This is a genomic window from Sphingomonas vulcanisoli, assembly GCF_011761305.1.
GTDB classification, from domain to species: domain Bacteria; phylum Pseudomonadota; class Alphaproteobacteria; order Sphingomonadales; family Sphingomonadaceae; genus Sphingomonas_I; species Sphingomonas_I vulcanisoli.
This window is the reverse complement of record NZ_JAAOZC010000003.1, coordinates 185,339-209,353: the sequence shown is the minus strand read 5'-3', so window position 1 is coordinate 209,353 and position 24,015 is coordinate 185,339. Positions and strand designations below refer to the sequence as shown.

General features: G+C 66.5%; 26 protein-coding genes and 2 tRNA genes. 15 read left to right on the top strand and 13 right to left on the bottom strand.

The genetic code is table 11. The features are described from left to right. Nucleotides 1-16 precede the first annotated feature (16 nt). Nucleotides 17-1,381 carry an HD-GYP domain-containing protein gene (locus FHS31_RS16600; RefSeq protein ID WP_167072775.1) on the top strand — a complete coding sequence of 455 codons (1,365 nt, stop codon included), beginning with the start codon at nt 17-19 and terminating at the stop codon, nt 1,379-1,381. On the opposite strand, the gene FHS31_RS07650 is transcribed toward FHS31_RS16600, so the two are convergent. Next, nucleotides 1,373-2,299 (bottom strand): arginase family protein, encoded by a 927-nt coding sequence (locus FHS31_RS07650; RefSeq protein ID WP_167072774.1) that lies wholly within the window; start codon nt 2,297-2,299, stop codon nt 1,373-1,375. The genes FHS31_RS16600 and FHS31_RS07650 overlap by 9 nt on opposite strands. Nucleotides 2,300-2,357: 58 nt before the next feature. Then, nucleotides 2,358-3,356 carry a ligase-associated DNA damage response exonuclease gene (locus FHS31_RS07645; RefSeq protein ID WP_167072773.1) on the bottom strand — a complete coding sequence of 333 codons (999 nt, stop codon included), beginning with the start codon at nt 3,354-3,356 and terminating at the stop codon, nt 2,358-2,360. Nucleotides 3,357-3,545: 189 nt separating this feature from the next. Between FHS31_RS07645 and FHS31_RS07640 the strand changes: the two genes are divergently transcribed. The 8 genes from FHS31_RS07640 to tgt all read left to right on the top strand — a co-directional run bounded on the left by FHS31_RS07640 (nt 3,546) and on the right by tgt (nt 11,658). Further along, nucleotides 3,546-5,951 (top strand): ligase-associated DNA damage response DEXH box helicase, encoded by a 2,406-nt coding sequence (locus FHS31_RS07640; protein ID WP_167072772.1) that lies wholly within the window; start codon nt 3,546-3,548, stop codon nt 5,949-5,951. Nucleotides 5,952-6,162: 211 nt separating this feature from the next. Further along, a complete protein-coding gene (locus FHS31_RS07635) occupies nt 6,163-6,822 on the top strand; it encodes a cell cycle transcriptional regulator TrcR (protein ID WP_167072771.1) in 660 nt (219 codons plus the stop codon). A gap of 87 nt (nt 6,823-6,909) precedes the next feature. Beyond that, nucleotides 6,910-7,161, top strand: coding sequence for an exodeoxyribonuclease VII small subunit (locus tag FHS31_RS07630; protein ID WP_167072770.1), 252 nt, complete (start codon nt 6,910-6,912; stop codon nt 7,159-7,161). A gap of 7 nt (nt 7,162-7,168) precedes the next feature. Next, complete coding sequence (locus FHS31_RS07625; RefSeq protein WP_243843337.1) at nt 7,169-8,071, top strand: polyprenyl synthetase family protein; 903 nt, start codon at nt 7,169-7,171, stop codon at nt 8,069-8,071. Continuing rightward, complete coding sequence (coaD, locus tag FHS31_RS07620; protein WP_167072768.1) at nt 8,071-8,553, top strand: pantetheine-phosphate adenylyltransferase; 483 nt, start codon at nt 8,071-8,073, stop codon at nt 8,551-8,553. The genes FHS31_RS07625 and coaD overlap by 1 nt, the downstream gene beginning before the upstream one ends. Before the next feature lie 2 nt (nt 8,554-8,555). Next, a complete protein-coding gene (locus tag FHS31_RS07615; protein WP_341786313.1) occupies nt 8,556-9,269 on the top strand; it encodes a peptidylprolyl isomerase in 714 nt (237 codons plus the stop codon). A 109-nt stretch (nt 9,270-9,378) separates the two neighbouring features. Next, nucleotides 9,379-10,464, top strand: a complete 1,086-nt coding sequence (gene queA, locus FHS31_RS07610; RefSeq protein WP_167072767.1) for a tRNA preQ1(34) S-adenosylmethionine ribosyltransferase-isomerase QueA — start codon at nt 9,379-9,381, stop codon at nt 10,462-10,464. A 42-nt stretch (nt 10,465-10,506) separates the two neighbouring features. After that, entirely contained in the window at nt 10,507-11,658 is a 1,152-nt protein-coding gene (gene tgt / locus FHS31_RS07605) for a tRNA guanosine(34) transglycosylase Tgt (protein ID WP_167072766.1), read from the top strand. 100 nt (nt 11,659-11,758) lie between these two features. Here the strand turns inward: tgt and FHS31_RS07600 are convergent, their stop codons facing one another. After that, nucleotides 11,759-12,052, bottom strand: a complete 294-nt coding sequence (locus FHS31_RS07600; protein WP_167072765.1) for a plasmid stabilization protein — start codon at nt 12,050-12,052, stop codon at nt 11,759-11,761. Between the two features lie 131 nt (nt 12,053-12,183). Between FHS31_RS07600 and typA the strand changes: the two genes are divergently transcribed. Further along, complete coding sequence (gene typA / locus FHS31_RS07595) at nt 12,184-14,025, top strand: translational GTPase TypA (RefSeq protein WP_167072764.1); 1,842 nt, start codon at nt 12,184-12,186, stop codon at nt 14,023-14,025. Further along, entirely contained in the window at nt 14,025-14,744 is a 720-nt protein-coding gene (locus FHS31_RS07590; RefSeq protein ID WP_243843336.1) for a DUF72 domain-containing protein, read from the top strand. The genes typA and FHS31_RS07590 overlap by 1 nt, the downstream gene beginning before the upstream one ends. Before the next feature lie 122 nt (nt 14,745-14,866). Here the strand turns inward: FHS31_RS07590 and FHS31_RS07585 are convergent, their stop codons facing one another. Then, nucleotides 14,867-15,526, bottom strand: a complete 660-nt coding sequence (locus tag FHS31_RS07585; protein ID WP_167072989.1) for a DNA-3-methyladenine glycosylase family protein — start codon at nt 15,524-15,526, stop codon at nt 14,867-14,869. A gap of 70 nt (nt 15,527-15,596) precedes the next feature. Between FHS31_RS07585 and FHS31_RS07580 the strand changes: the two genes are divergently transcribed. Then, nucleotides 15,597-15,914 (top strand): 2Fe-2S iron-sulfur cluster-binding protein, encoded by a 318-nt coding sequence (locus tag FHS31_RS07580; protein ID WP_167072763.1) that lies wholly within the window; start codon nt 15,597-15,599, stop codon nt 15,912-15,914. A gap of 120 nt (nt 15,915-16,034) precedes the next feature. Here the strand turns inward: FHS31_RS07580 and FHS31_RS07575 are convergent, their stop codons facing one another. The 3 genes from FHS31_RS07575 to FHS31_RS07565 all read right to left on the bottom strand — a co-directional run bounded on the left by FHS31_RS07575 (nt 16,035) and on the right by FHS31_RS07565 (nt 17,491). Continuing rightward, a complete protein-coding gene (locus FHS31_RS07575; RefSeq protein ID WP_167072762.1) occupies nt 16,035-16,784 on the bottom strand; it encodes a TrmH family RNA methyltransferase in 750 nt (249 codons plus the stop codon). Nucleotides 16,785-17,040: 256 nt separating this feature from the next. Then, entirely contained in the window at nt 17,041-17,337 is a 297-nt protein-coding gene (locus FHS31_RS07570; RefSeq protein ID WP_167072761.1) for a hypothetical protein, read from the bottom strand. 68 nt (nt 17,338-17,405) lie between these two features. Further along, a tRNA-Tyr gene (locus FHS31_RS07565) sits at nt 17,406-17,491 on the bottom strand. Between the two features lie 123 nt (nt 17,492-17,614). Here FHS31_RS07565 and FHS31_RS07560 point away from each other — a divergent pair. After that, nucleotides 17,615-17,688: transfer RNA gene (locus FHS31_RS07560), tRNA-Gly, on the top strand. A 13-nt stretch (nt 17,689-17,701) separates the two neighbouring features. Here FHS31_RS07560 and FHS31_RS07555 read toward each other — a convergent pair. From FHS31_RS07555 to FHS31_RS07545, 3 genes are all read right to left on the bottom strand, one after another. Then, nucleotides 17,702-17,962: a twin-arginine translocase TatA/TatE family subunit gene (locus FHS31_RS07555; protein ID WP_167072760.1), complete on the bottom strand. Its 261-nt coding sequence runs from the start codon at nt 17,960-17,962 to the stop codon at nt 17,702-17,704. A gap of 182 nt (nt 17,963-18,144) precedes the next feature. Further along, a complete protein-coding gene (gene scpB / locus FHS31_RS07550; protein ID WP_167072759.1) occupies nt 18,145-18,717 on the bottom strand; it encodes an SMC-Scp complex subunit ScpB in 573 nt (190 codons plus the stop codon). Beyond that, entirely contained in the window at nt 18,714-19,463 is a 750-nt protein-coding gene (locus tag FHS31_RS07545; protein ID WP_167072758.1) for a segregation and condensation protein A, read from the bottom strand. Before FHS31_RS07545 ends, scpB begins: the two co-directional genes overlap by 4 nt. A 314-nt stretch (nt 19,464-19,777) precedes the next feature. Here FHS31_RS07545 and FHS31_RS16595 point away from each other — a divergent pair, with 314 nt between their 5' ends. Then, entirely contained in the window at nt 19,778-19,900 is a 123-nt protein-coding gene (locus FHS31_RS16595; RefSeq protein WP_279587887.1) for a hypothetical protein, read from the top strand. Nucleotides 19,901-19,998: 98 nt separating this feature from the next. After that, nucleotides 19,999-20,358 carry an EexN family lipoprotein gene (locus tag FHS31_RS07540; RefSeq protein ID WP_167072757.1) on the top strand — a complete coding sequence of 120 codons (360 nt, stop codon included), beginning with the start codon at nt 19,999-20,001 and terminating at the stop codon, nt 20,356-20,358. Between the two features lie 132 nt (nt 20,359-20,490). Here FHS31_RS07540 and nagZ read toward each other — a convergent pair whose 3' ends face one another. From nagZ to argS, 3 genes are read right to left on the bottom strand one after another with little or no spacing between them, the layout of a single operon-like run. Further along, complete coding sequence (gene nagZ, locus FHS31_RS07535; protein WP_167072756.1) at nt 20,491-21,495, bottom strand: beta-N-acetylhexosaminidase; 1,005 nt, start codon at nt 21,493-21,495, stop codon at nt 20,491-20,493. Further along, the gene (locus tag FHS31_RS07530) at nt 21,495-22,277 is read right to left on the bottom strand and encodes an SPOR domain-containing protein (RefSeq protein ID WP_167072755.1); all 783 of its coding nucleotides are present in this window, start codon (nt 22,275-22,277) and stop codon (nt 21,495-21,497) included. Before FHS31_RS07530 ends, nagZ begins: the two co-directional genes overlap by 1 nt. A 7-nt stretch (nt 22,278-22,284) precedes the next feature. Further along, nucleotides 22,285-24,003 (bottom strand): arginine--tRNA ligase, encoded by a 1,719-nt coding sequence (argS, locus tag FHS31_RS07525; RefSeq protein ID WP_167072754.1) that lies wholly within the window; start codon nt 24,001-24,003, stop codon nt 22,285-22,287. Nucleotides 24,004-24,015 lie beyond the last annotated feature (12 nt).

Here is a 24,015-nt window from a genome sequence, read left to right as displayed (position 1 = left end):
CTGCTATACCAGCAGCATGTCCATTCATGCCTCTCGGGCCACGGGGCCCGCACCGGCATCCTTACCGCTCGCCGAACTGCTCGGCGCGTTCAGTTATGCGCTGGATATCACCGAGGGCCAGCCGGAGGGGCATTGCGTTCGCGCCTGCTGGATCGGCAGCCATATCGGCCGCGCGATCGGCCTGTCCGAAGCGGCGCTGGCCGAGCTGTATTATGTGCTGCTGCTCAAGGATCTTGGCTGCAGCAGCAACGCCGCGCGGATCTGCGACATCTATCTGGCCGACGATCGCGCCTTCAAACGTGATTTCAAGCTGGTGGGATCGGGCCTGCGCCCCGTGCTCGGTTTCCTGCTCAAGAATGTCGGGCGGAACGTGCCGTTGCGTCAGCGCGGCAAGGCGATCCTCAACATCCTCAAGAACGGCCCGGCGATCGCGCAGGAAATGATCGAGACGCGCTGCACACGCGGCGCCGATATCGCGCGGCAATTGCATTTTTCGGATGCGGTCGCGTCCGGCATCTACAGCCTCGATGAGCTGTGGGACGGCTCCGGCAAGCCCGATCATCTCGCCGGCGAGGCGATCCCGCTGTTTTCGCGGATCGCGCTGCTGGCGCAGGTCGTCGAGGTGTTTCACGCCGCCGCCGGGCCGGAAGCGGCAATGACCGAAGCGCGCGGCCGATCGGGCAGCTGGTTCGATCCCACGCTGGTGGCGGCGCTGGAAAATGTCGCCGCGGCACCGGATTTCTGGACCGGCCTTGCCTCCCCGACGATCGCCACGCAGGTGCTGGCGCTGGAGCCCGCGCAGCATGTCCAGACGATCGACGAGGATTATCTCGACGATATCGCCGCCGCCTTCGGTTTCGTCGTCGATGCCAAGAGCCCTTACACCGGCGGCCATTCCCAGCGCGTCGCCGATTACTCGATCGCGGTGGCCGAGCGGGTGGGCTTCCCGGCCGATCGCCTGCGCTGGCTGAAGCGCGGAGCGCTGCTCCACGACATCGGCAAGCTCGGCGTCAGCAACGCCATCCTCGACAAGCCGGGGAGCCTTGATGAGGGCGAGTGGGTGGTGATGCGCGGTCATGCCGATGCCACGCAGGCGATCCTCGGCCGCATCTCCGCCTTCCACGATCTCGCGCCGATCGCCGCCGCGCACCATGAGCGGCTGGACGGCAAAGGCTATCCCCTCGGTCTCCAGGGCCAGGAGATCGATCTGGCGACGCGAATCATCACGATCAGCGATTTCTACGATGCGCTGACCGCGGACCGCCCCTATCGTGGCGCGATGCCCGCCGAACGCGCTCTGGCGATCATCGGCGAAGAAGTCGGCCGCGCGATCGATCCGCGCTGCTTCGCGGCCCTGAAGGATTATGCCGGTCTAGCCTAGCGCGTCGCGCGCGAGGCCCAGTCCGACCGCCGTGATCCGGGCCGCGACAAGGCCGGAGAGCAGATTGTGGTCATCCCGCGAAGGCACATATTCCACCATCGCCAGCCCCGCGATCCGCGCCTTGGCGGCAACGCCCCGCAATAGGCGGACCATATCCTCATAGGTCAGGCCGCCCGGCGTCGGCATGTTGACCGCGGGCAGCACGGCGGGATCGATGCCATCGCAATCGATTGAGATCACGACATTGGCGCCCGGTTCAATCGCATCGAGCACCGCGCTTAGGCCCTGCTCGTGGAGCGCATAGCTGGTGACAAGCTTCGATCCGAAGGCGCGGGCGTCGTCATGCTGCCAGCTCTCGCCCGACCCGAGACCCCGGATGCCGACCTGCACCATGCGCGTGACGAACGGCAATTCGGCCACCCGCCGCATCGTCGATCCATAGCCATAGGGATTGCCCTGCAGCACATCGGCCCAATCGACATGCGCATCCACCTGCAAGATGGTCAGCGGCCCCAGTGCCGCCATCCCCGCGATCGCCGGAATCGGCACCGAATCATCGCCGCCGAGGATGATCGGCACCGCCCCCGCTGCGACCACCTTCTCCACCGCCGCCGTGATCCGCGCGCGATTGCCCTCGGCATCCCAGGCGCTGGTCGGCACATCGCCCGCATCGACGCAGCCGCGCTTGTCCTCCTTGTCGGGAAAGAGCGTTGCATCGAGATCGAAATCATATTGGCCGAGCGATGCGCCGAACTGCGCAGACGCCTTGCGCAGCACCGCCGGACCATCGGCGGAGTGGCTGCGCTCGCCCGCGACGTAGGGGGAGGCTTCCGAGGCGCCGAGGACGACGACCTTGGCGCCATCGAGCTGGTCTAGATCGGCGTCGGGAAGGCCGATGAAAGTCTGGCGCTTGTGCATGAGGGCGAGACGTTCGGGTCGGTCCCAAGTTCCTCCCCTGCAAGGGGAGGATCAGTGTCTAATCGTCCTCATCTTCGTAATGCGCCAGCGCCAGCGCGCGGGCCTTGATCTGGCGGGTCATGCACCAGTGGACCAGAGCCTCCTCACGGCCATGCGTTACCCACACCTCGCTCGGCCCGATTTCCTGCAGCGTGGCGGTCAGCTCATCCCAATCGGCATGATCCGAGATCACTAGCGGCAGCTCGACATTCTTCTGCACGGCGCGCTGGCGGACCCGCATCCAGCCCGAGGCCATCGCCGTGATCGGATCGGGCAGGCGGCGCGACCAGCGATCGTTGAGCGCCGAGGGCGGGCTGATGACGATCCGCCCCTTCAGCTCCTCCTTCTTGACGCCGGTCGCGGCGCGCAGGTCGCCAAGCTCGACACCGAAGCTCTGATACAGTTCGCACAGCCGCTGCATCGCGCCATGCAGATAGATCGGATCGTGATGGTTGCGCCCGCGCAGCTCCATGATCACGCGCTGCGCTTTGCCCAGCGCGTAGGCACCGACCAGCACGCAGCGATCCGGATTGGCGTGGAGCGCCTCCAGCAGCCGATCCATTTCCGATCCGGTATCGGGATGGCGAAAGACGGGCAGGCCGAAGGTCGCCTCGGTGATGAAGATATCGCACGGCACCGGCTCGAACGGCGCGCAGGTCGGATCGGGGCGGCGCTTGTAATCGCCGGAGACGACGATGCGCTCCCCCTTATGATCGAGGATGATCTGCGCCGATCCCAGCACATGTCCGGCGGGCACGAAGCTTACCTCGACATCGCCCATGCGGACGCTCTCGCCATAAGCGATCGCCTGGCCATTCTGCGGCCCATAGCGGCATTCCATGATCGCCAGCGTCTCGGCCGTCGCCAGCACCGACCCGTGGCCGCCGCGCGCATGATCGGCATGGCCATGCGTCACCAGCGCGCGTTCGCGCGGCGTAGAAGGGTCGATCCAGGCATCGGCGGCGGGAATGTAGAGCCCGGTGGGGTGCGGTTCGATCCAGGATCCGAGACGGGGCATGATGGCTATATGGGTGAGCGAGGCGGAGGTTCCCATCGGCACATGTCCTCCTCCCTGCAAGGGAGGGCTAGGGGTAGGTGGATCAGAAGCACGCGCTCCGATGGAGAGCACCCCCAACCAAGCCATCCCTTCCAGGGAGGGGGCAATTGCCCTCGCCCTCCGCCGGTATGCTCCCCATATACCGTTGGAATGAAGGCCCTCCCTTCCCCCATCGCCGATTGGTTCGCGCGCCGCGGATGGGCGCCGCGGCGGCACCAGCTGGAGATGCTCGCCGCCGCCGAGGCGGGCCGCCACGCCCTGCTCGTCGCGCCGACGGGATCGGGCAAGACGATGGCAGGCTTCCTCCCCAGCCTCGTCGAACTCGCCACCAACCCGACGCAAGGCCTCCACACGCTCTACGTTTCGCCCTTGAAGGCGCTGGCGATCGATGTGCGGCGCAATCTGATCGATCCGATCGAAGAGATGGGCCTCGATATCCGCGTCGAAACCCGCACCGGCGATACGCCCTCCGATCGCAAGGCCCGCCAGCGCGTCAAGCCGCCGCAGATGCTGCTGACGACGCCCGAATCGCTCAGCCTGCTGCTCAGCCACGAAGACGCGATCCACCTGTTCGCCAATCTCTCGACGATCGTGGTCGATGAGGTTCATGCCTTTGCCAGTGGCAAGCGCGGCGATCTACTGTCGCTGTGCATGGCGCGGCTGCAGACGCTCGCGCCCAGCAGCAGCCGCGTCGCGCTCTCGGCCACCGTCGCCGATCCCGATGCCTATCGCGCCTGGCTCGCGCCCAATGGCGATATCGATGCGGTCAGCCTCGTGCGCGGCGATCCCGGCGCGGAGCCCAAGCTTGCCATCCTGCTGCCGCAAGACCGTATTCCCTGGTCGGGCCATTCGGGCCGCTATGCCGCCGAGCAGGTGATGGCCGAGATCGAAACGCACCGGACGACATTGGTCTTCTGCAATACGCGGAGCCTCGCCGAGCTGATCTTCCAGGACCTTTGGGCGGTGAACCCGCTCAACCTGCCGATCGGCATCCACCACGGCTCGCTGTCGATCGAGGCGCGGCGCAAGGTCGAGCAGGCGATGGCGGACGGGCGGCTGCGCGGGCTGGTCTGCACCGCCAGCCTCGATCTCGGCGTCGATTGGGGCGATGTCGATCTCGTCATCCAGATGGGGGCGCCCAAGGGTTCGTCGCGCCTGCTCCAGCGCATCGGCCGCGCCAACCATCGGCTCGAGGAAACGAGCGAGGCGGTGATCGTCCCCGGCAACCGTTTCGAATATCTCGAGGCGCGCGCCGCGCTCGATGCGGTCGAGGAACGTGAGCTGGACAATGAGGTGTTCCGCCCCGGCACGCTCGACGTGCTCGCCCAGCATGTCATGGCCTGCGCCTGCGCCGCGCCCTTCGTGGAAAGCGAGATGCTCGCTGAGGTGCAATCGGCGCTGCCCTACTCCGCACTGACCCCCGAACGCTTCCGCCAGGTGCTCGATTATATCGCCACCGGCGGCTATGCGCTTAAGGCCTACGATCGCTTCCGCCGCCTGACCAACGAAGGCGAGACTTGGCGGGTAAGCCACCCCAAATTCATCGCCCAGCACCGCCTCAACGCCGGCATCATCGTCGAAGCGACGATGCTCAACGTCCGTTTCCGCAACGGCCGCAGCCTTGGCAAGGTCGAGGAGAGTTTCGGCGCGACGCTACGCCCCGGCGACACCTTCTTCTTCTCGGGCCTGAGCCTGGAGGTGCAAGGCATGAGCGCCGAGGATCTGCTCGTCCGCGCCAGTTCCAAGCCCGCGCGCATCCCCACCTACGGCGGCGCGCGGATGCCGATATCGACCAACCTCGCCGATCGCGTCCGCGCTTACTTTGCAGAGCCCGAGCATTGGGCACGCTTCCCCGAAGATGTACGCGACTGGCTGGAGATGCAGGCACGCCGCTCGGTGCTGCCCAAGCCCGGCCAGTTGCTCGTCGAAACCTTCCCGCGCGAGGGGCGGCACTATATGGTCGTCTACAGTTTCGAAGGCTGGAACGCGCACCAGTCGCTCGGCATGCTGCTCACCCGGCGGATGGAGACGGCGGGGCTCAAACCGATCGGCTTCGTCGCCAGCGATTATGCCATCGCCACCTACAGCCTCGAGCCCGTCACCGATCCCGCCGCCTTGTTCGACAAGGATATATTGGAGGACGAATTCGTCGATTGGGTGCAGCAATCGAGCCTACTCAAGCGCGCCTTCCGCGAAGTGGCGGTGATCGGTGGGCTGGTGGAACGCCAGCACCCCGGCAAGCGCAAGACCGGCCGCCAGGTCAGCTTCTCGACCGATCTGATCTACGACGTCCTCCAGAAATACGAACCCGATCATCTACTGATGCGCGCCGCCTGGAACGACGCCCGCGCGCGGATGACCGATGTCGGAAGGCTGGCCGATCTGCTCGATCGCGCGGCGGGGACGATGCTTCATGTCGATCTGGCCAAGGTCTCGCCGCTGGCGGTGCCCGTGCTGGTCCTGATCGGCCGCGAGCGGGTGACGCAGGGCGCGACGGACGATGCGCTGCTGATCGAGGCCGAGTCCCTGGTCCGCGAGGCAATGGGCGAGGACTGAGCCCATAGCACATCCCTCGACTTCGCTCGGGACGAACGGTGAAGGAGGAGGAGACCTTAGAGTCCGTTCGTCCCGAGCGAAGTCGAGGGACGTGCCATAAAGCGATCCGCCGCCCAATCTGCTTGCCCCCGCCCCCGCCAAAGTCTACATTCCCTCCATATTCAGGCCGCTCCGCGAGGGGCGGCCCTTTCTTTATCTGGAGTTTCCGCCCGTGGCCCAGCCGCTCATGCCCCACGCGACCGCATCCTGGCTGGTCGATAACACCGCGCTTTCCTTCCAGCAGATCGCCGCCTTCTGCGGCCTGCACATCCTCGAAATCCAGGCCATCGCCGACGATACGGCCCAGACCAAGCTTACCGGCCGCGATCCGATCCGCGCGCATGAGCTGACTCAGGACGAGATCGATAAAGGCCAGGCCGATCCGAATTACGTGCTGGTCATGTCCAAGGTGCCCGATCAGCAGCGCCGCACCAAGGGCCCGCGCTACACGCCGGTCTCCAAGCGGCAGGACAAGCCCGATGGCATCGCCTGGATCATCCGCAACCACCCCGAAGTCACCGATGGCCAGATCAGCCTGCTGATCGGCACGACCCGCACCACCATCGCCGCGATCCGTGATCGCAGCCATTGGAACATGGCCAACATCACGCCGAAGGATCCGGTGACGCTCGGCCTCACCAGCCAGCGCGAGCTGGATGCGGTTGTCGCCAAGGCGGCCAAGGCGGCGGGCATTGAAGCACCGGTCGATACGCGGCTGGAGGGCGATCGTGAGGCCCTGATCACGCAGCTGCGTCAGGAGCGCGAGACCGCCGCCCACGCCGGCGATGCCGTGCTCAGCGACGTCGATGCGCTGTTCGGCAAGCGGAGCTGATCCTCTTTTCCTCCCCCTGGCGGGGGGAGGCTTATACGCCTTCCCAGCTTGACCCCCGCGCCGCCCACGATCAAAAGCTCGGAACCCATGAGCGAAACCGCGATGCCCGAGATCACCGAGCTTTCGTTCGAGGATGCGTTGAAGCGCCTCGAAACCATCGTGCATCGCCTCGAAAGCGGCGACGCCTCCCTCGAGGAATCGATCGAGCTCTATGGCGAGGGCGATCGCCTGCGGAAGCAGTGCGAGGCCCGTCTGCAGGCGGCGCAGGCCAGGATCGAACGGCTTACGCTCGACGCCAGCGGCACACCCACGGGCACGCGCCCCTTCGATGCCGCCTGATCGCCCCATGACCAATGTCGTTTCGATCTCGCTGAAGGCAGCGATGGAAGGCCTCGCCACCGAGGTGGATACCGCCTTCGATCAGCTGCTCACCCTGCCCGGCGATCTGCGCGATCGGCTATATGCCGCGATGCGCCATGCCGCCATCGGCGGCGGCAAGCGGATCCGCCCCCTGCTCGTCCGCGCGGCGGCCAACCTCTATCATGTCGATCCCGCGGCCTCGCTGCGCGCCGGGCTCGCGGTGGAATGTGTCCATGTCTACAGCCTGATCCACGATGATCTGCCGTGCATGGACGATGACGACATGCGGCGCGGCAAGCCGACCGTCCACAAGCTCTATGACGAGGCGACCGCCGTGCTGGCGGGCGATTCGCTCCACGCGCTGGCATTCGAGATCCTCGCCGAGCCCGAGTGGAACCCCGATCCCTTCGTGCGCGCCGAACTCACCGCCGAACTGGCGCGCGCCAGCGGCCCCGCCGGCATGGCCGGCGGCCAGGTGATGGATATCGAGGCCGAGACCGAGACGTTCGATCTTTCCACCACCACCCGCATGCAGCAGCTCAAGACCGGCGCACTGATCGGCTTCTGCCTAGAAGCCGGTGGCATCCTCGGCAAGGTGCCGCCCGAAGGCCGCCGCCCGCTGCGCGGCTTCGCGCGCGATATCGGCCTCGCCTTCCAGATCGCCGACGATCTCCTCGATGTGGAGGGCGAGGCCGCCAACACCGGCAAGGCGGTTGGCAAGGATGCCGAGGCGGGCAAGGCAACCTTCATCGGCCTGGTCGGGGTCGATCGCGCCAAGCAGCAGGCGCAGATGCTCGTCGATCAGGCCATCGGCCAGCTCGCCAGCTTCGGCGCCGAAGCCGATCTGCTCCGCGCCATCGCGCGCTACGTGATTTCGCGCGACCGCTGATGAAGACCGCCGTTTACTCGGGCACCTTCGATCCGCCGACGCTCGGTCATCTGGATATCATCGCGCGCGCGGGCAAAGTGTTCGATCGCCTGATCGTCGGCATCTTCAGCAACTCGGCCAAATCGCCCCTGTTCACGCGCGACGAACGGCTGGCGATGCTCCGTCGCGAAACCGCCGGTTATGACGGTGATATCGAAGTGCAGGCCTGCGATGGGCTGATCGTCGATTTTTGCTCAGGCGTCGGCGCAACGATCATCGTCCGCGGGCTGCGCAACGCCACCGATATGGATTATGAAGGCCAGATGGCGGGCATGAACCACATGCTCGACGACAGGATCGACACGGTCTTCCTGCTCGCCGATCCGGCGCTGCAGCCGATCGCATCAAGTCTGGTTAAGGATGTGGCGCGTAGCGGCGGCGATATCAGCCGCTTCGTCAGCGCCGGCGTGGCAGCCGACGTCGCCGCGAAATTGGGAGCGTGACAGTGTATCTGAAGAGCTTGGCATTCGGGATTGCGGCGCTGGCCGCCGTGCCGCTGTTCGCACAGGCGACGGGCCCGCAGGGGCTGGCCGAGCCCAAGGCGCCTCCGGAGACGGCGACCAAGCCGGATGCCACGCCCGCCATCGATCCCGCCAACGTGATCAATATCGAGCTTTCCAGCGGCGGCACTGTCTCGGTCCTGCTCCGCCCGGACAAAGCGCCGAAATCGGTGGCGCAGCTCAAGACGCTCGCCAACCGCCACTTCTACGATGGCCTGACCTTCCACCGCGTGATCGATGGCTTCATGGCGCAGGGCGGCGATCCCAAGGGCGATGGCTCGGGCGGATCGGACCTGCCCAACACGCCCGACGAGATCAACGATCTGCCCCACTTCCGCGGCGCGATGGCGATGGCGCGCACCTCGGCCCCGAACAGCGGCAACAGCCAGTTCTACATCATGCTCTCGGCCAACCTGCAGCTCGATCGCGGCTACACCGTCGTCGGCCGCGTGATTCAGGGCATGAAGAATGCCGATGGTATCGCCCAGGGCGAGCCGCCGCCGGTGCCGACGAAGATGGTCCGCGTCTACATCGGCGCCCCGCCCGCCGACCCCAGCCTGCCCGCGCCAGCCATCGCCGGCCTGCCTGCGGCGCCCGTGACGCTGCCGCCCAAGCCCGTTGCAACGCCTGCGCCGGTGAAGAAGACGATTAAGCACTGAGCCCCCAAACCCGTTCGTGCTGAGCTTGTCGAAGCACTGTCCTTCTTCGGACGCCGAAAAGAAGTACGGCCCTTCGACAAGCTCAGGGTGATCGGAGATTTTGTAGCCCATGCGCGTCGACGCTTTCGATTTCGCGCTCCCGCCCGAACGGATCGCGCTCCGCCCCGCCGTCCCTCGTGACAGCGCGCGGCTGCTGATATTGGAAGGCTCCGAAACGCGCGACGCCCAGGTCAGCGACCTGCCCGCGATCCTGCGCCCTGGCGATTGCCTCGTTTTCAACGACACCCGCGTCATCCCCGCGCAACTCGAAGGCAAGCGTGGCGCGGCGAGTATCGGCGCCACCCTTCACAAGCGTGAAGGCCCCCGCACCTGGATCGCCTTCGTCCGCAACGCCAAGCGCGTGCGGCTGGGCGATCGGATCGATTTCGGCGAGGGCGTCACCGCGATCGCCGAGCACCGCTACGACGATGGCGCGATCCTCCTCGCGTTCGAAGGCGACGAGCCCGTCGAGCTCCTCCTCGAACGTGCCGGCCGCATGCCGCTGCCGCCCTATATCGCCGCCAAGCGCCCCACCGATGCGCGGGATGCCAGCGATTATCAGACGATGTTCGCTGCCGAACCCGGCGCCGTCGCCGCCCCAACCGCTGCGCTCCACTTCACGCCCGGCCTGATGGCAGCGCTGAACAAGGTCGGCATCGCCCACGAAACCCTCACCCTCCACGTCGGCGCCGGAACCTTCCTGCCGGTGAAAGCCGACGACACCGCCGATCACCGGATGCACGCCGAATGGGGCCGCATCGATGCCGCCACCGCCGCCCGCCTCAACGGCGTTCGCGCCGACGGCGGCCGCCTGATCGCCGTCGGCACCACCAGTCTCCGCCTGATCGAAAGCGCCACCGATACGGAGGGCCGGATCCAGCCCTTCACCGGCGACACCGCCATCTTCATCACCCCCGGCTACACCTTCCGCGGCATCGACGGCCTCATCACCAACTTCCACCTACCGCGATCGACGCTGTTTATGCTGGTCAGCGCGCTGATGGGGCTGGAGCGGATGCAGGCCGCCTATGCTCACGCGATTGACAACCATTACCGCTTCTACAGCTACGGCGACGCGAGCCTGCTGTTGCCGGGCCGCGGCGATGGCGAGATGATCGAGCATCCGCGCTCGCACAGCATCCGTCACGATCTGTAATCTCTCGACAGGCCGGGCGCGCGGCGGCATGGGCGCGCCTTCATGATCGCGCCCCGCTTCGCCTTTTCGATCCACGCCACCGATGGCCTCGCGCGTACCGGCGAAATCGCCATGGGGCGGGGCACGATCCGCACGCCCGCCTTTATGCCGGTGGGCACGGCAGGCACGGTCAAGGCGATGCGGCCCGCCGAGGTGCGCGCGACGGGCGCCGATATCATCCTCGGCAACACCTATCACCTGATGCTCCGCCCCGGCGCCGAACGGGTGGCGAAGCTCGGCGGGTTGCACGCCTTCTCCGGCTGGGACCGCCCGATCCTCACGGACAGCGGCGGCTATCAGGTGATGAGCCTCTCGGCGCTGACCAAGCGCAGCGAGGATGGGGTTTCCTTCAAAAGCCACCTCGATGGCTCCGCGCACCACCTCTCCCCCGAACGATCGATCGAGATCCAGCGGCTGCTCGGCTCGGACATCATCATGGCGTTCGATGAGCTGGTGCCGACCACCACGTCGCGCGAGGTGCAGGCCGAGGCGATGGCGCGGTCCATGCGCTGGGCTAAGCGCAGCCGCGCCGCCTTCGACGGCGGCGGGGACCATGCCGCCCGCGCCGCGATCTTCGGCATCCAACAGGGGGCGCTCGATCGCGATCTGCGCCAGGCCTCGGCCGATGCGTTGCTGGAGATCGGCTTCGATGGCTATGCGGTCGGCGGGCTGGCGGTCGGCGAGGGCCAGGACGCGATGTTCGCCTGCCTCGATTATGCGCCCCAACAGCTCGATCCCGCCAAGCCCCGCTATTTGATGGGCGTCGGCAAGCCCGACGATATCGTCGGCGCGGTGGAGCGCGGGATCGATATGTTCGATTGCGTCCTTCCCACCCGCTCGGGCCGCAACGGTCAGGCCTTCACCTGGGACGGACCGGTCAACATTCGCAACGCGCGATGGGCGGAGGATCTGTCGCCGATCGATCCCGAAAGCCCGATCGCCGAATGGAGCCGCGCCTATCTCCACCACCTCATCAAATCGGGCGAGATGCTCGGCGCGATGCTGCTGACCCAGCATAATTTGTGGTTTTACCAGCAGGTGATGGCCGGGCTACGCGCCGCGATCACCGAGCAGCGGCTGAAAAGCTGGGCCAGTGATTTCCGCACGCGCTACGCATCAAGATCCTCCCCGGCGCGGGGAGGTAGCAGGCCGTAGGCCTGACGGAGGGGGCTCTCCACCGGCGCTGCGCTTCGCCGATAGCCCCCTCCACCATGCTTCGCACACCCCCCCTCCCCGTTCCGGGGAGGATCGGAAGTCAGCCCGCCGCTTTCTTCCGCCGCGTATCCCAGCCCTTCCGCGCCGCCGCCGACCGGGCCTCGGCCGATCCCGCCTTATGCGCCTTGCCGCCACGGCTCGAAGACACATGCGTATCCTTCTTGCCGCGCCCGGAGCCGGACTTATTCCCGCCGCCGCTTTCCTTATTCACCGTCGCCCAGGCGCGTCCCTCGGCGGTCTTCTTGGGCACGCCGCGCTTTTCATAGCCTTCCTCGATATGCTCGGCTTTGCGCTTCTGCTTGTCGGTATATGCGCTCTTGTCACCCTGGGGCATGATCGCTCTCCTTGTTCGCAAGCGGGAAAACGCTCGGACGGCCGGCGCGTTTCGCCCCAAGTTCCTTGCCGCAACGCCGCATTTCGCCTATGGGCCCGCCTGAATTCCGAAACTTGAATCGAAAGACCACCATGCGCCTTCGCAATGTGGCCATCATCGCGCACGTCGATCATGGCAAGACCACCCTGGTCGACCAGCTGTTCCGCCAATCGGGCACCTTCCGCGATAATCAGCGCGTCGAAGAGCGCGCGATGGATTCCAACGATCTCGAGAAAGAGCGCGGCATCACCATCCTCGCCAAGCCGACCTCGGTCGATTGGACGCCCGAGGGCGAGAGCGAGCCGATCCGCATCAACATCGTCGATACCCCAGGCCACGCCGATTTCGGCGGCGAGGTGGAGCGCATCCTCTCGATGGTCGATGGCGTGATCCTGCTGGTCGATTCGTCCGAAGGTGCGATGCCGCAGACCAAGTTCGTCACCGGCAAGGCGCTGGCGCTGGGCCTCAAGCCGATCGTCGTCGTCAACAAGATCGATCGTCCCGACGAGCGCATCCAGGAAGTGCTGGACGAGGTGTTCGATCTGTTCGTCAGCCTGGAAGCGAGCGACGAGCAGCTGGATTTCCCCGTGCTCTATGCCTCGGGCCGCAACGGCTATGCCAATGAGGATCCGTCGCTGCGTGAGGGCACGCTGGCGCCGATGTTCAACAAGATCATCGAGCATGTGCCGCCGCCGTCCGCCGATCCGGACGGCCCGTTCAAGTTCCTGGTGACTCTGCTGGACCGCGACAATTTCCTCGGCCGCATTCTCACCGGCCTGGTCTTCTCTGGGTCGGTCAAGACCAACATGCCGATCCACGCGCTCAACAATGACGGCAAGATCGTCGAGACCGGCCGCGCCTCCAAAATCATGACCTTCCGCGGCCTGGAGCGCGTGCCGACCGATGAGGCGCAGGCCGGCGACATCATCTCGATCGCCGGCCTTACCACCGCGACCGTCGCCGACACGATCGCCGATCCGAGCGTCACCGAACCGCTGCACGCGCAGCCGATCGATCCGCCGACGCTCTCGATGCGTTTCGCGGTCAACGATTCGCCGATGGCGGGCCGCGAGGGCACCAAGGTGACCAGCCGCATGATCCGCGATCGACTGGAGCGCGAATCCGAATCCAACGTCGCGATCAAGGTCACCGAGAGCGCCGACAAGGACAGCTTCGAGGTCGCGGGCCGTGGCGAGCTTCAGCTGGGCGTGCTGATCGAGACGATGCGCCGCGAGGGCTTCGAACTCGGCATCAGCCGCCCGCGCGTGCTGTTCCGCGAAGACGAGAACGGCAAGAAGACCGAGCCCTATGAAACCGTCGTGATCGACGTGGACGAAGAATATTCGGGCACGGTCGTCGAGAAGATGAACCTGCGCAAGGGCGAGATGACCGACATGCGGCCCTCGGGCGGCGGCAAGACGCGCATCACCTTCTCGGCGCCTTCGCGGGGCCTGATCGGCTATCACGGCGAATTCCTGTCCGATACGCGCGGCACGGGCATCATGAACCGGCTGTTCGAGAAATACGGCCCCCACAAGGGCAATATCGAAGGCCGCAAGAATGGCGTTTTGATCTCGAACGGCGCGGGCGAAGCCAACAGCTATGCGCTCGGCCCGCTTGAGGAGCGTGGCATCCTGTTCGTGACGCATGGCGAGGTGCTCTATGAGGGCATGATCGTCGGCGAGAATGCCAAGACGGATGATCTCGAGGTCAATCCGATGAAGGCCAAGCAGCTCACCAACTTCCGCGCCTCGGGCGGCAAGGACGACGCCGTCCGCCTCACCCCGCCCAAGCGGATGACGCTGGAACAGGCGATCGCCTATATCGACGATGACGAAATGGTGGAGGTCACGCCCAAGAGCATCCGCCTGCGCAAGCGCTACCTCGATCCGAACGAGCGCAAGCGCGCCAGCCGGGCGAAGCAGGCGGCCTGATGCAGCGGGTGGGGACGGCCGGCTGGTCGATCCCCGCCGCGGTGGCCGCGCGCTTTCCGGCGGAGGGCTCGGGGCTCGAACGCTATGCGGCCGTGTTCAACGCGGTTGAGATCAACAGCAGCTTCCATCGCCCGCACCGGCGCGCCACTTATGAGCGCTGGGCGGCGGCGGTGCCCGAGGGCTTTCGCTTCGCGGTGAAGCTGCCCAAGGCGATCACCCATGAGGCGCGGCTGGTGAACTGTGAGACGCTGCTGGCGGCGTTCGCCGAGGGTGTGGGCGGCCTCGGCAACACTCGCGGGCCGGTGCTGGTGCAATTGCCGCCGAGCCTGGTTTTCGATGCGGAGATCGCGGAGGCCTTCTTTCCCGCTCTCAGCGCCGCGCTACCCGGCGCCATCGCCTGCGAACCCCGTCACGCGAGCTGGTTCAGTCCAAAGGCCGAGACCTCACTCGTCAAGCATAAGGTGGCCCGCGTGGCCGCCGATCCCGCCAAGATACAGGAAGCCGCCGAACCGGGCGGCTGGCGCGCCCTCACCTACCGCCGCTTCCACGGTAGCCCGCGCATCTATTATTCGGCCTATGACCCGGACCAGGTAGCGGATCACGTTGCCTCGGGACGCAACGCGCCGGGCGAGGTCTGGACGATTTACGATAATACTGCCTCCGGCGCGGCGACCGAGGATGCGCTGACCTTGCGCGATATGCTGGCCCAAACCGCATGACGTCACCCCGGACTTGTTCCGGGGTCCACCCATCCCCCCCCCTCTCAAGGACATACCCCAGTCGCGCGGTGGATCCCGGAACAAGTCCGGGATGACGATGCGAGTGCAGTACCGAATTTTGCCTAAAGCGGCAGCTTCTCTCCGCCCTTGCCCGTCGCCCGCGCCACTGCCAGCCGCGCGCCATAATGGTGCCAGGCGAAGATCGCCGCGGCGCCGCGATGCGGGCGCCACGCCTCGGCCAGTTCGCGCACCCGCTTCTCGCTCGGTCGCGCTTCGTGGCCCAGCAGCTCGCCGACCTCGATCTGCACGACCAGATCGCCCGCCGGCCAGATATCGGTGCGGCCCTCGGCGAACAGCAGGTAGATTTCCGCTGACCAGCGGCCGATGCCCTTGATCTTGGTGAGCAGCGCGATCGCTTCCTCGTCATCCGCGGGCAATTGCGCGAAATCGACCTCGCCGCTCGCCACCAGTTCGCCCAGGCTGCGGATGTAGCCCATCTTCTGCCGGGAGAGGCCGACGCCGCGCAATTCCTCGTCGCTCGCCGCCGCCAGCGCCGCAGGGACTATGTCCGCGCCCACCGCCTCCTCCAGCCGCCGCCAGATCGCTGCCGCCGAAGCGACGCTCACCTGTTGGCCGACGATCGTGCGAAGCATGGTGACGTGCCCGCGCTCGCGGATGCGCGGATCGGGATAGCCGTGGCGCGCCAGCCCCGCGGCGAAGCCCGGCTCCTGTTGCGCCAGTGCATCAAGGCTCACGCGCAGTTGCTCGGCCGTCAATCCCATCATTTCGCCTTATTGCCAGCGCGGCCCGTCCGACATAGGGAGCGCCGCAGTTCCTTGAGGAGAATCCCTAATGCCGAAGCTGATCGTCGTCACTCGCGAAGGCGAAGAGCGCGAGCTCGAAGGCGAAGCCGGCCTGTCGGTAATGGAAGTGATCCGCGATGGCGGCGTCGATGAGCTGCTGGCGTTGTGCGGCGGCTGCTGCAGCTGCGCCACTTGCCACGTCCACGTCGATCCTGCCTTCGTGGATAAGCTGCCGGAGATGAGCGAAGACGAGGATGATCTGCTCGACAGCAGCGATGATCGCGACGAAACCTCGCGGCTTTCCTGCCAGATTCCGTTCAGCGATGCGCTGGATGGCCTGAAGGTCCGGATCGCCAGCGACGATTGATATTTTCAAGCCCCTCCCCTTCAGGGGAGGGGTTGGGGTGGGGCAGTCCGCTCGTTCCGGGTGCCTCCCTGAATTTTGCCAGCGTCCCCCACCCCAACCCCTCCCCTAAAGGGGAGGGGCTTATCTACTGCGCCGCGCCTCGGCATAAAGGGCGATCGCGGCGGCGTTGGAGATATTGAGGCTCTCGATCTTCGGGCTGATCGGCAGGCGCGCGAGTTCATCGCAATGCGCCTCGGTATTCTGGCGCATCCCTTCGCCCTCGGCGCCCAGCACCAGAGCGACGCGCGCCGTGCCGATCGCCTGCTCCAGGGAGCGTCCGCCCGCGCCGGTGAGCCCGATTCGCCAGAAGCCCGCTTCCCCGATCTCATCCAGCGCGCGTGCCAGATTGACCACGCGGACCCAGGGCACGAATTCCAGCGCGCCGGATGCCGCCTTGGCCAGCGCGCCGCTCTCGGGCGGGGCATGGCGATCCTGCGTCACCAGGCCCAGCGCATCGAACGCCGCTGCCGACCGCAGCACCGCGCCGACATTGTGCGGATCGGTAACCTGATCGAGCACGATTAACGGCCGCTGATCGCCCGCGCCCTGCGCCAGCAGATCGCCGAGCCAGATCTCCTCCAGCGGATCGACCTCGATGACGATGCCCTGGTGCGGCGCATCGGAGGGCACCAGCCGGCCGAGATCGGGCGCCTCGGCAAAGCTCATCGGTACGGCGGGATCGAAGCCGCCGAACGCCGCTGCCGCCTCGCGAGTCGCCCATATCCGGCGCACGGTGCGCTCGGGATTGGCGAGTGCCGCCGCGACCGCGTGGCGGCCCCAGAAACGGGGGCGATTGGAAACGGGCTGGGAAGGACGATGACCGCGGCGCATAGGCGCTGCTGGTAAGCCCGCCTCCCGAAAAGCGAAAGCCCCGCCCGCGATAAGCGGGCGGGGCCGGAGGCGATCGGCGGGTAAGTCGATGCTCCCCAAGCAAGCCAAACAACAGCGAAGCGCCGGGGTAGACAGCGCCTCTATCCAACGGAGGGGGGTAGACCGCCGCGGGAATGACGACTTTGTACGGCACGCCCGCAAATCGAGCAAATCGATTTTTGCGATGCAACTTATCGAAAGGGTCGCAAATCGGGCCTTAATGTGGGTCTGCTGGTGCAGCGCCGTCCGTGCCCTCGGCAGCGTTTCGCCGTTCATTTTCCGCGATCCAGCGTTCGATCATCCGTCCGCGAGGCGTCTTGCGCGCGCGCTCCACGGAAGCACGCTGTTGACGCTCCCACTGCGCCTCGGTCATCGGCGCGCGCAGCACCTGCAAGCTCTCCCCGGGCGAGACGATGATCGGCATCGCCCCGAGCGGACTGCCCAGCGGAACGTGCCGGGCGTCGATCCCGGGCGGCACCGCGAGCACAGCGAGCAGAGGCAGCAACAGGCCCATCGCGATCCTTTAGCGGGGCTCCGCTTGCCTGGCGATGAAGCGATGGCTGGAAGGGGGGGCTTAAAGTTTGGTGGACAGGGCTGGATTCGAACCAGCGTACGCTTGCACGGGCAGATTTACAGTCTGCTGCCTTTAACCACTCGGCCACCTGTCCAGGTGCTTTTCGCGGGAGAGGCGGCTCAATGGCGACTAGGCTCCGGGCTGTCAACGCCCCGCCAACGATTGCGCAAAGCCGATTGACCCGTCAGCGCCGCCACGGCTAAGCCGCCGCCACGGCGCGGGTATAGCTCAATGGTAGAGCACTAGCCTTCCAAGCTTGTGATGCGGGTTCGATCCCCGCTACCCGCTCCAGCAATCCTCAAAATCAAACCTTCGGCCGGTCATCCTGCATCGGTTGAAGGTGCGGATCCTTGCTAGGTTCCAGCGGCGGCTGGCTGTCCAGGCGCGGCGGAGGGGCGGCGGCGCGGCGGGCGGTGGCCTCTTCCTCTTCGTCGGCAAGGCCCTTCTTGAAGCTTTTGATGCCGCGGCCGGCATCGCCCATGATGTCCGAAAGCCGGCCCTTGCCGAACAGCAGCATCACCACCACCGCCAGCAGCAGCCAGTGCCAGATACTCAAGCCGCCCATCGCCAGTCTCCTTCAACGTGCCCGCTATGTAGGGAAGCGGAGGCGGTTGCGCCAGATAGTTCCTCCCCGGCAAGGGGAGGGACCATGCGCAGCATGGTGGAGGGGGCTCGCGGCAAGGCGCGACGCTAGTTGAAAGCCCCCTCCGTCAGCCTCCGGCTGCCACCTCCCCGTGCCGGGGAGGATCAAACGTCCCCTTCCCCCGCATCCAGCCGGAGCTGCTGCTCCATCGCCAGATCGATCGGATCGAGCAGTCCTGCCGCCTTGAGATCCTCGATCCCGGGCAGATCGCGGCGTGAGGCGAGGCTGAAGTGATCGAGGAAGTCGGGCGTCGTCGCAAAAGTCAGCGGGCGCCCCGGCACCTCGCGCCGCCCGGCGGGCTTGATCCAGCCGGCCTCCAGCAGGGCATCGAGCGTCCCCTTGCTGATCTGCACGCCGCGGATCGCCTCGATCTCGGCGCGGCTGACGGGCTCGTGATAGGCGATTATTGCCAGCGTCTCGATCCCCGCGCGGCTCAATTTGCGCGGCTCGGGCCGCTCGCGGCGCAGGATATGGGCAAGGTCGGGCGCGGTACGGAAGCTCCAGCGGCCGCCATGCTCGGTCAGCGCGATGCCATGGCCCTCATAGGCGCTCCCCAGCCGATCGAGCGCGCCCTTGATATCGCCGATGCCCGTGGCGGCGGCGAGCTCGCCCGGCGTCATCGGTGCCTCCGCCGCGAACAGCGCCGCTTCCAGCGCGCGGAGATCGTCGGCGATCATGATGCCCGCACCATCAGGGGCGCGAACGCCGCATCCTGGCGAAATTCCAGCCGCCCCTGCTTGGCCAGCTCCAGCGAGGCGACGAAGCTGGAGGCGATCGCCGATCGGCGATAGTCGGGCGCCATATCGGCGGGCAGGAAGCTCGCGAGATCGGCCCAATCGAGGCCGACCCCGATCATCCGCGAGACCAGCTCGATCGCCGTCTCCAGCGTCATCACCGTGCGGCGCTGGACGATATGGATCGCCGGGATCGCCCGCGCCTTCACCGCGCCATAGGCCGCGATCAGATCGAACAGATTGGCCTCCCACATCGGCTTCTTGACGATCCGCAGCCCGTCGGGATCGCCCCGCGGGAACACATCCCGCCCCAGCCGATCGCGCGCCATCAGCCGTGCCCCCGCCTCGCGCATCGCATCCAGCCGCTGCAGCCGGAGCTGCAGCCGCAGCGCCAGTTCTTCGGGGCTCGGCTCGATCTCGGGATCGCGCGGCAGCAGCAGCGCCGATTTGAGATAGGCCAGCCATGCCGCCATCACCAGATAATCGGCCGCGACCTCCAGCTTGAGCGCGCGTGCCTGCGCGATGAAGGCCAGATATTGCTCGACCAGTGCGAGAATCGATATCTGCTTGAGATCCACCTTCTGCGCGCGCGCCAGCGTCAGCAGCAGATCGAGCGGCCCTTCCCACCCCTCCACATCGATCGACAAGGTCTCCTCCGCCGCCAGCGGGAGGTTCAACGGTTCAGCCATCGCCGGAGACTAGCGCATCCGATCCGTCAGGAAAGCTTTGGCGCGCCAAATTTATCGCCGCCGGAACTGGGGGCTTCCCGGCGCCGCGACGTCTTCCGCATGGGTGGGATACGGCCCTTCCCATCAGAGTTGCTTGGCGCATCCTACGCCCCGTTGCACCCCCTTACCCCGCAACGGGGCGTACTTCGCCGCACCGCGCGCCTCTCGCTCCCGCGCGCCCGTCAACCTTCGTAATATTGTGCAACAGGGCGACGCTAGGCTGTGCCGGTGCCGATCGGGCGACGTCTGTTCTGAAACAGCCGGGGGGCTTTGGAATGATCGTACGGCTTGGCAATGCCGCCTTGAATATGCTGATCGCGTCGACCGTGGTGATGTCCGTAATGGCGCTGGGACTGGCGATCGCCATCTGCCTATGGCCGCACGGGCCCTTGCCTTAGGCACGTTCCCCGCCGATGATCGGCCATGCCTAGAGGGGTGGGCCGGATGGGTGATGATCTTAAACATTCGCGTGCTTGAACCGGCCTGAACAGGTCCGATGGCGATTTGCATCCTCGAGAAACGTGCGCGGCGGTCAGCGGCGCTGGCGGCGGCATGTGCGCTCACCGGCTGCCACCCCGCCAAGTCCGTGGACTTCTACCGCCAGAATACCGTTGAGCGGGACGCGATGGTCAACCGCTGCCTTGCCACCAACGGCCAAAGCTGGGATTGCACCAACGCCATTACCGCGGAGGCGGAGCGGTGGGGCACCAAGGATATCGATGGCTTTACCGTGGTGCTTAGCGGCGATGCGACGACGGTCGCCAATCCCGATGCCGCGCCGTCGGTAGCGCCGATCACTTCGGCGGGCCCCTCGCAGCCCACCAGTGCCCCAGCAGCGCCTGCTCCCAGACCTTAAATCCTCCCCTGCAAGGAGAGGGGGACCATCCGAAGGATGGTGGAGGGGTATCCCGCCATCGAGAGGGTGACACCCCTCCGTCAGCCCTGCGGGCTGCCACCTCCCCTTACAGGGGAGGATTGGCGATCCGAACTATTGCAGCGCCGCCAGGAAGGCATCACGGGTCGCGATCAGCGCATCGAAATCGCCTTCGGGCGCGCCGATCGTCGCCATCGCTCGATCGAGCCGGGCGCGCGCCATCGCACCGATCTCCGAGACCGCACCGGCGCAGGCTTCCATCTCGGCCATGTCCCCCGAACAATGCAACGCGACATCGCAGCCCGCCGCGATCACGCCCGCCGCCCGATCGGCGAAGCTGCCCTTGAGCGCGTGCATGCCGAGATCGTCGGACATCAACAGCCCATCGAAGCAGATCCGCCCGCGCACGATCTCGCCGATCACCTTGGCCGAAAGGCTGGCGCACTGTTCGGCGTCCCAGGCGGTGTAGACGACGTGCGCGGTCATCGCCATCGGCGCCCAATCGAGCTGCGCGAACGGGCGGATGTCGGTCTCCAGCTCCTCGGCGGAAGCATCGACCACCGGCAGCTCGATATGGCTGTCCGCCAGCGCCCGGCCATGCCCCGGCACATGCTTGACCACGCCGACCGCGCCGCCCGCACGCAGCCCTTCCAAGGTCGCCCGCCCCAGCGCGGCGACGCGCATCGGCTCGGTGCCGAGCGCGCGATCGCCGATGATATCGTGCGCGCCGGGCTTGCGGACATCGAGCAAGGGCAGGCAATCGACGTTGACGCCGACCGCGCGCAGCATCAGCGCCAGCGCCTGCGCATTGGCCTCCAGCGCCTTAATCGCGCTCATCGGCGCGATGTCGTAAAGCTGATCGAACACCGCGCCCGGCGGGAACTTGGGCCATTCGGGCGGCTGCATCCGCGCGACGCGCCCGCCTTCCTGATCGATCAGGATCGGCACATCTGCGCGCCCCGAGATCGTTCGGAGATCGTCGGTCAGCCGCTTCATCTGCGCGCGATCGACGACATTGCGCTTGAACAGGATGAAGCCCGCCGGATCGACGCCGGTAAAAAAATCCCGCTCGGCCGCACCCAGCTCAGGGCCGGCCATTCCCAAAATCAAAGGCGTCATCAGTCGCCGACCACCGCGCAGGTCTCGCCCGCGATCTTGAGCCGCGCGCAAAGCTTGCCCGGTACATCACCGCCGCTCGCGCGCAAGCGGTAGAGCGTGGCGTCGCCCGAGGTCACCGGCTGCACCGCCATCGTCATGTCGTGGAGGAAGGCAAAGCGCGTCGATAGCCCCTTCCATGCCGCCTTGGCCTTGGCCTCGGAGGAGAAAGCGCCGAGCTGGATCGCCCCGCCGCCGGTGGGCGGCGGCGGAATCGCAGGCGCCTCGGGTTTGGCCGCAACCGGGACAGGGGCCGGCAGCGGCGGCGCGTCGACCGTCCGTGGCAAGGGGGCTACGGGCGGCGCGGCGGGTGCCGGCGCAGCGGCCTGTGGTGCCTGCACCGGCTTGCCGCGCCGAATGATCGGCTCTTCGGGCACGGCGTTGAGATCGAGCACGCCGTTGATTTCCTCGCCAGCGCCGGTACCGGCGGCGACCTCGCCGACCTGATCGGTCTTGAGGCCGCCGCTTTCGGGCGGCTTGACCTTATACGGCCCCGGCATTGCATGGATCACGCCGCCGATATCGGCAGTGGCGGCGCGGTGATGGCGGAACCAGACCACCGCTGCGGTGATCATCGTTATCCCGATCAGCACCGCGATCACCGTGACGATCACGCCGCCATAACCACCGGGATCGGGATAGCGGCCGGCATCTTCGTCTTCGACCGGCTCCAGCCACGGCAGCCGCTCCGAACCCGAAGCCTCACCGCCTAATCCGGGTAAAGGGCCGCGCCGGATCTCCACCATCGCTCGCTCACATCTCCGTGGCGGCCGCGACGCCCATCACGCCCAGGCCGTTCTTCACAACCTGCCCGATCCCATCGGCCAACGCCAGCCGCGCCGCGGTCCTGGCGGGGTTGTCCGCCAACAAAAAGCGGCGGGCGGGATCGTCATTGCCCTGGTTCCACAAAGCATGGAATGCGGCGGCGAGATCGTAGAGATAGAAAGCGATGCGGTGCGGCTCGTGCGCGCTCGCCGCCGCCTCGATGATGCGCGGGAATTGCGCGGCCAGCTTGACCAGTTCCAGCTCGGCCCCGTCGAGCAGGCCGAGGTCCGCCTCGGGCAGCACGATCCCCGCCTCCACCGCGCGCCGATGCAGCGATGCGATCCGGGCGTGCGCATACTGAACGTAGAAGACCGGGTTGTCCTTCGACGCCTCCACCACCTTGGCGAAATCGAAATCCATCTGCGCGTCAGCCCGCCGGGTCAGCATCGTGAAGCGCACGACATCCTTGCCGACCTCCTGCACGACATCGGCGAGCGTCACGAACGAGCCAGAGCGCTTGGACATCTTCACCGGCTCGCCACCGCGCAGCAGCCGCACCATCTGGACGAGCTTGACGTCGAACGGCTTGGCCGTAAGCGCCTGCACCGCCGCCTGGATGCGCTTGACCGTGCCGGCATGGTCCGCGCCCCAGATGTCGATCATCTGATCGGCTTTCTCGGCCTTCTGGACATGGTACGCGAGATCGGTGCCGAAATAGGTTAGCCCGCCATCCGATTTGCGCACCGGCCGATCCTGATCATCGCCGAACTGAGTCGAGCGGAACAGCGTCATCTCGGTCGGCTCCCAATCGTCGGGAAGCTCGCCTTTGGGCGGCTCGAGCATACCCTCGTAGATCAGGCCCTCGCGCCGCAGCCGATCGAACGCAGCATCGACCCGGCCCGTCTTCTGAACCGCAGCCTCCGAGGCGAACACCTCGTGCCGGATGCCGAGCAGCGCCAGATCGTCGCGGATGCGATCCATCATCAGCGCGACCGTCTTCTCCCGAAACAGGTCGAGCCATTCGCTTTCGGGCGCTCGCGCATATTGGTCGCCGAAATCGGCGGCGAGCGCCTGCCCCACCGGCACCAGATAATCGCCCGGATACAGGCCTTCTGGGATCGTTATCGTCTCGCCGAGCGCTTCCTTGTACCGCAGCCATGCCGATCGCGCGAGCGTCTGCACCTGCGCCCCCGCATCGTTGACATAATATTCGCGGATGACGGTATAGCCCGCATATTCCAGCAGCCCCGCCAGCGCATCGCCCACCACCGCGCCCCGGCAATGCCCCATGTGCATCGGACCCGTAGGATTGGCGGAGACATATTCGACGTTGACGGTGGCGCCCTGCCCCAGCTCCGCCCGGCCATAATCGCTGCCCTCCGCCAGGATCGTGGCCAGCTCGTCCGCCCAGGTCGCTTCCGTCAGCCGGACATTGAGGAAGCCCGGTCCCGCCACATCGACGCTGACGACATGATCGAACGCCTGCAGCCTGGGTGCGATCAGCGCCGCCAGAGCGCGCGGATTGGTCCCCGCCGGCTTGGCGAGCACCATCGCCGCGTTTGTCGCCAGATCGCCATGCGCGGCATCGCGCGGCGGCTCGACCGTGATCGCGCGGCGCTCCAGCCCGCCCGGCAGCGCGCCTTCCTGGACAAGCACATCCAGCACGGCATCGAGATCAGCGGCAAAACGGGCATGAAGCGTGGGCAAATGCGGTTCCAA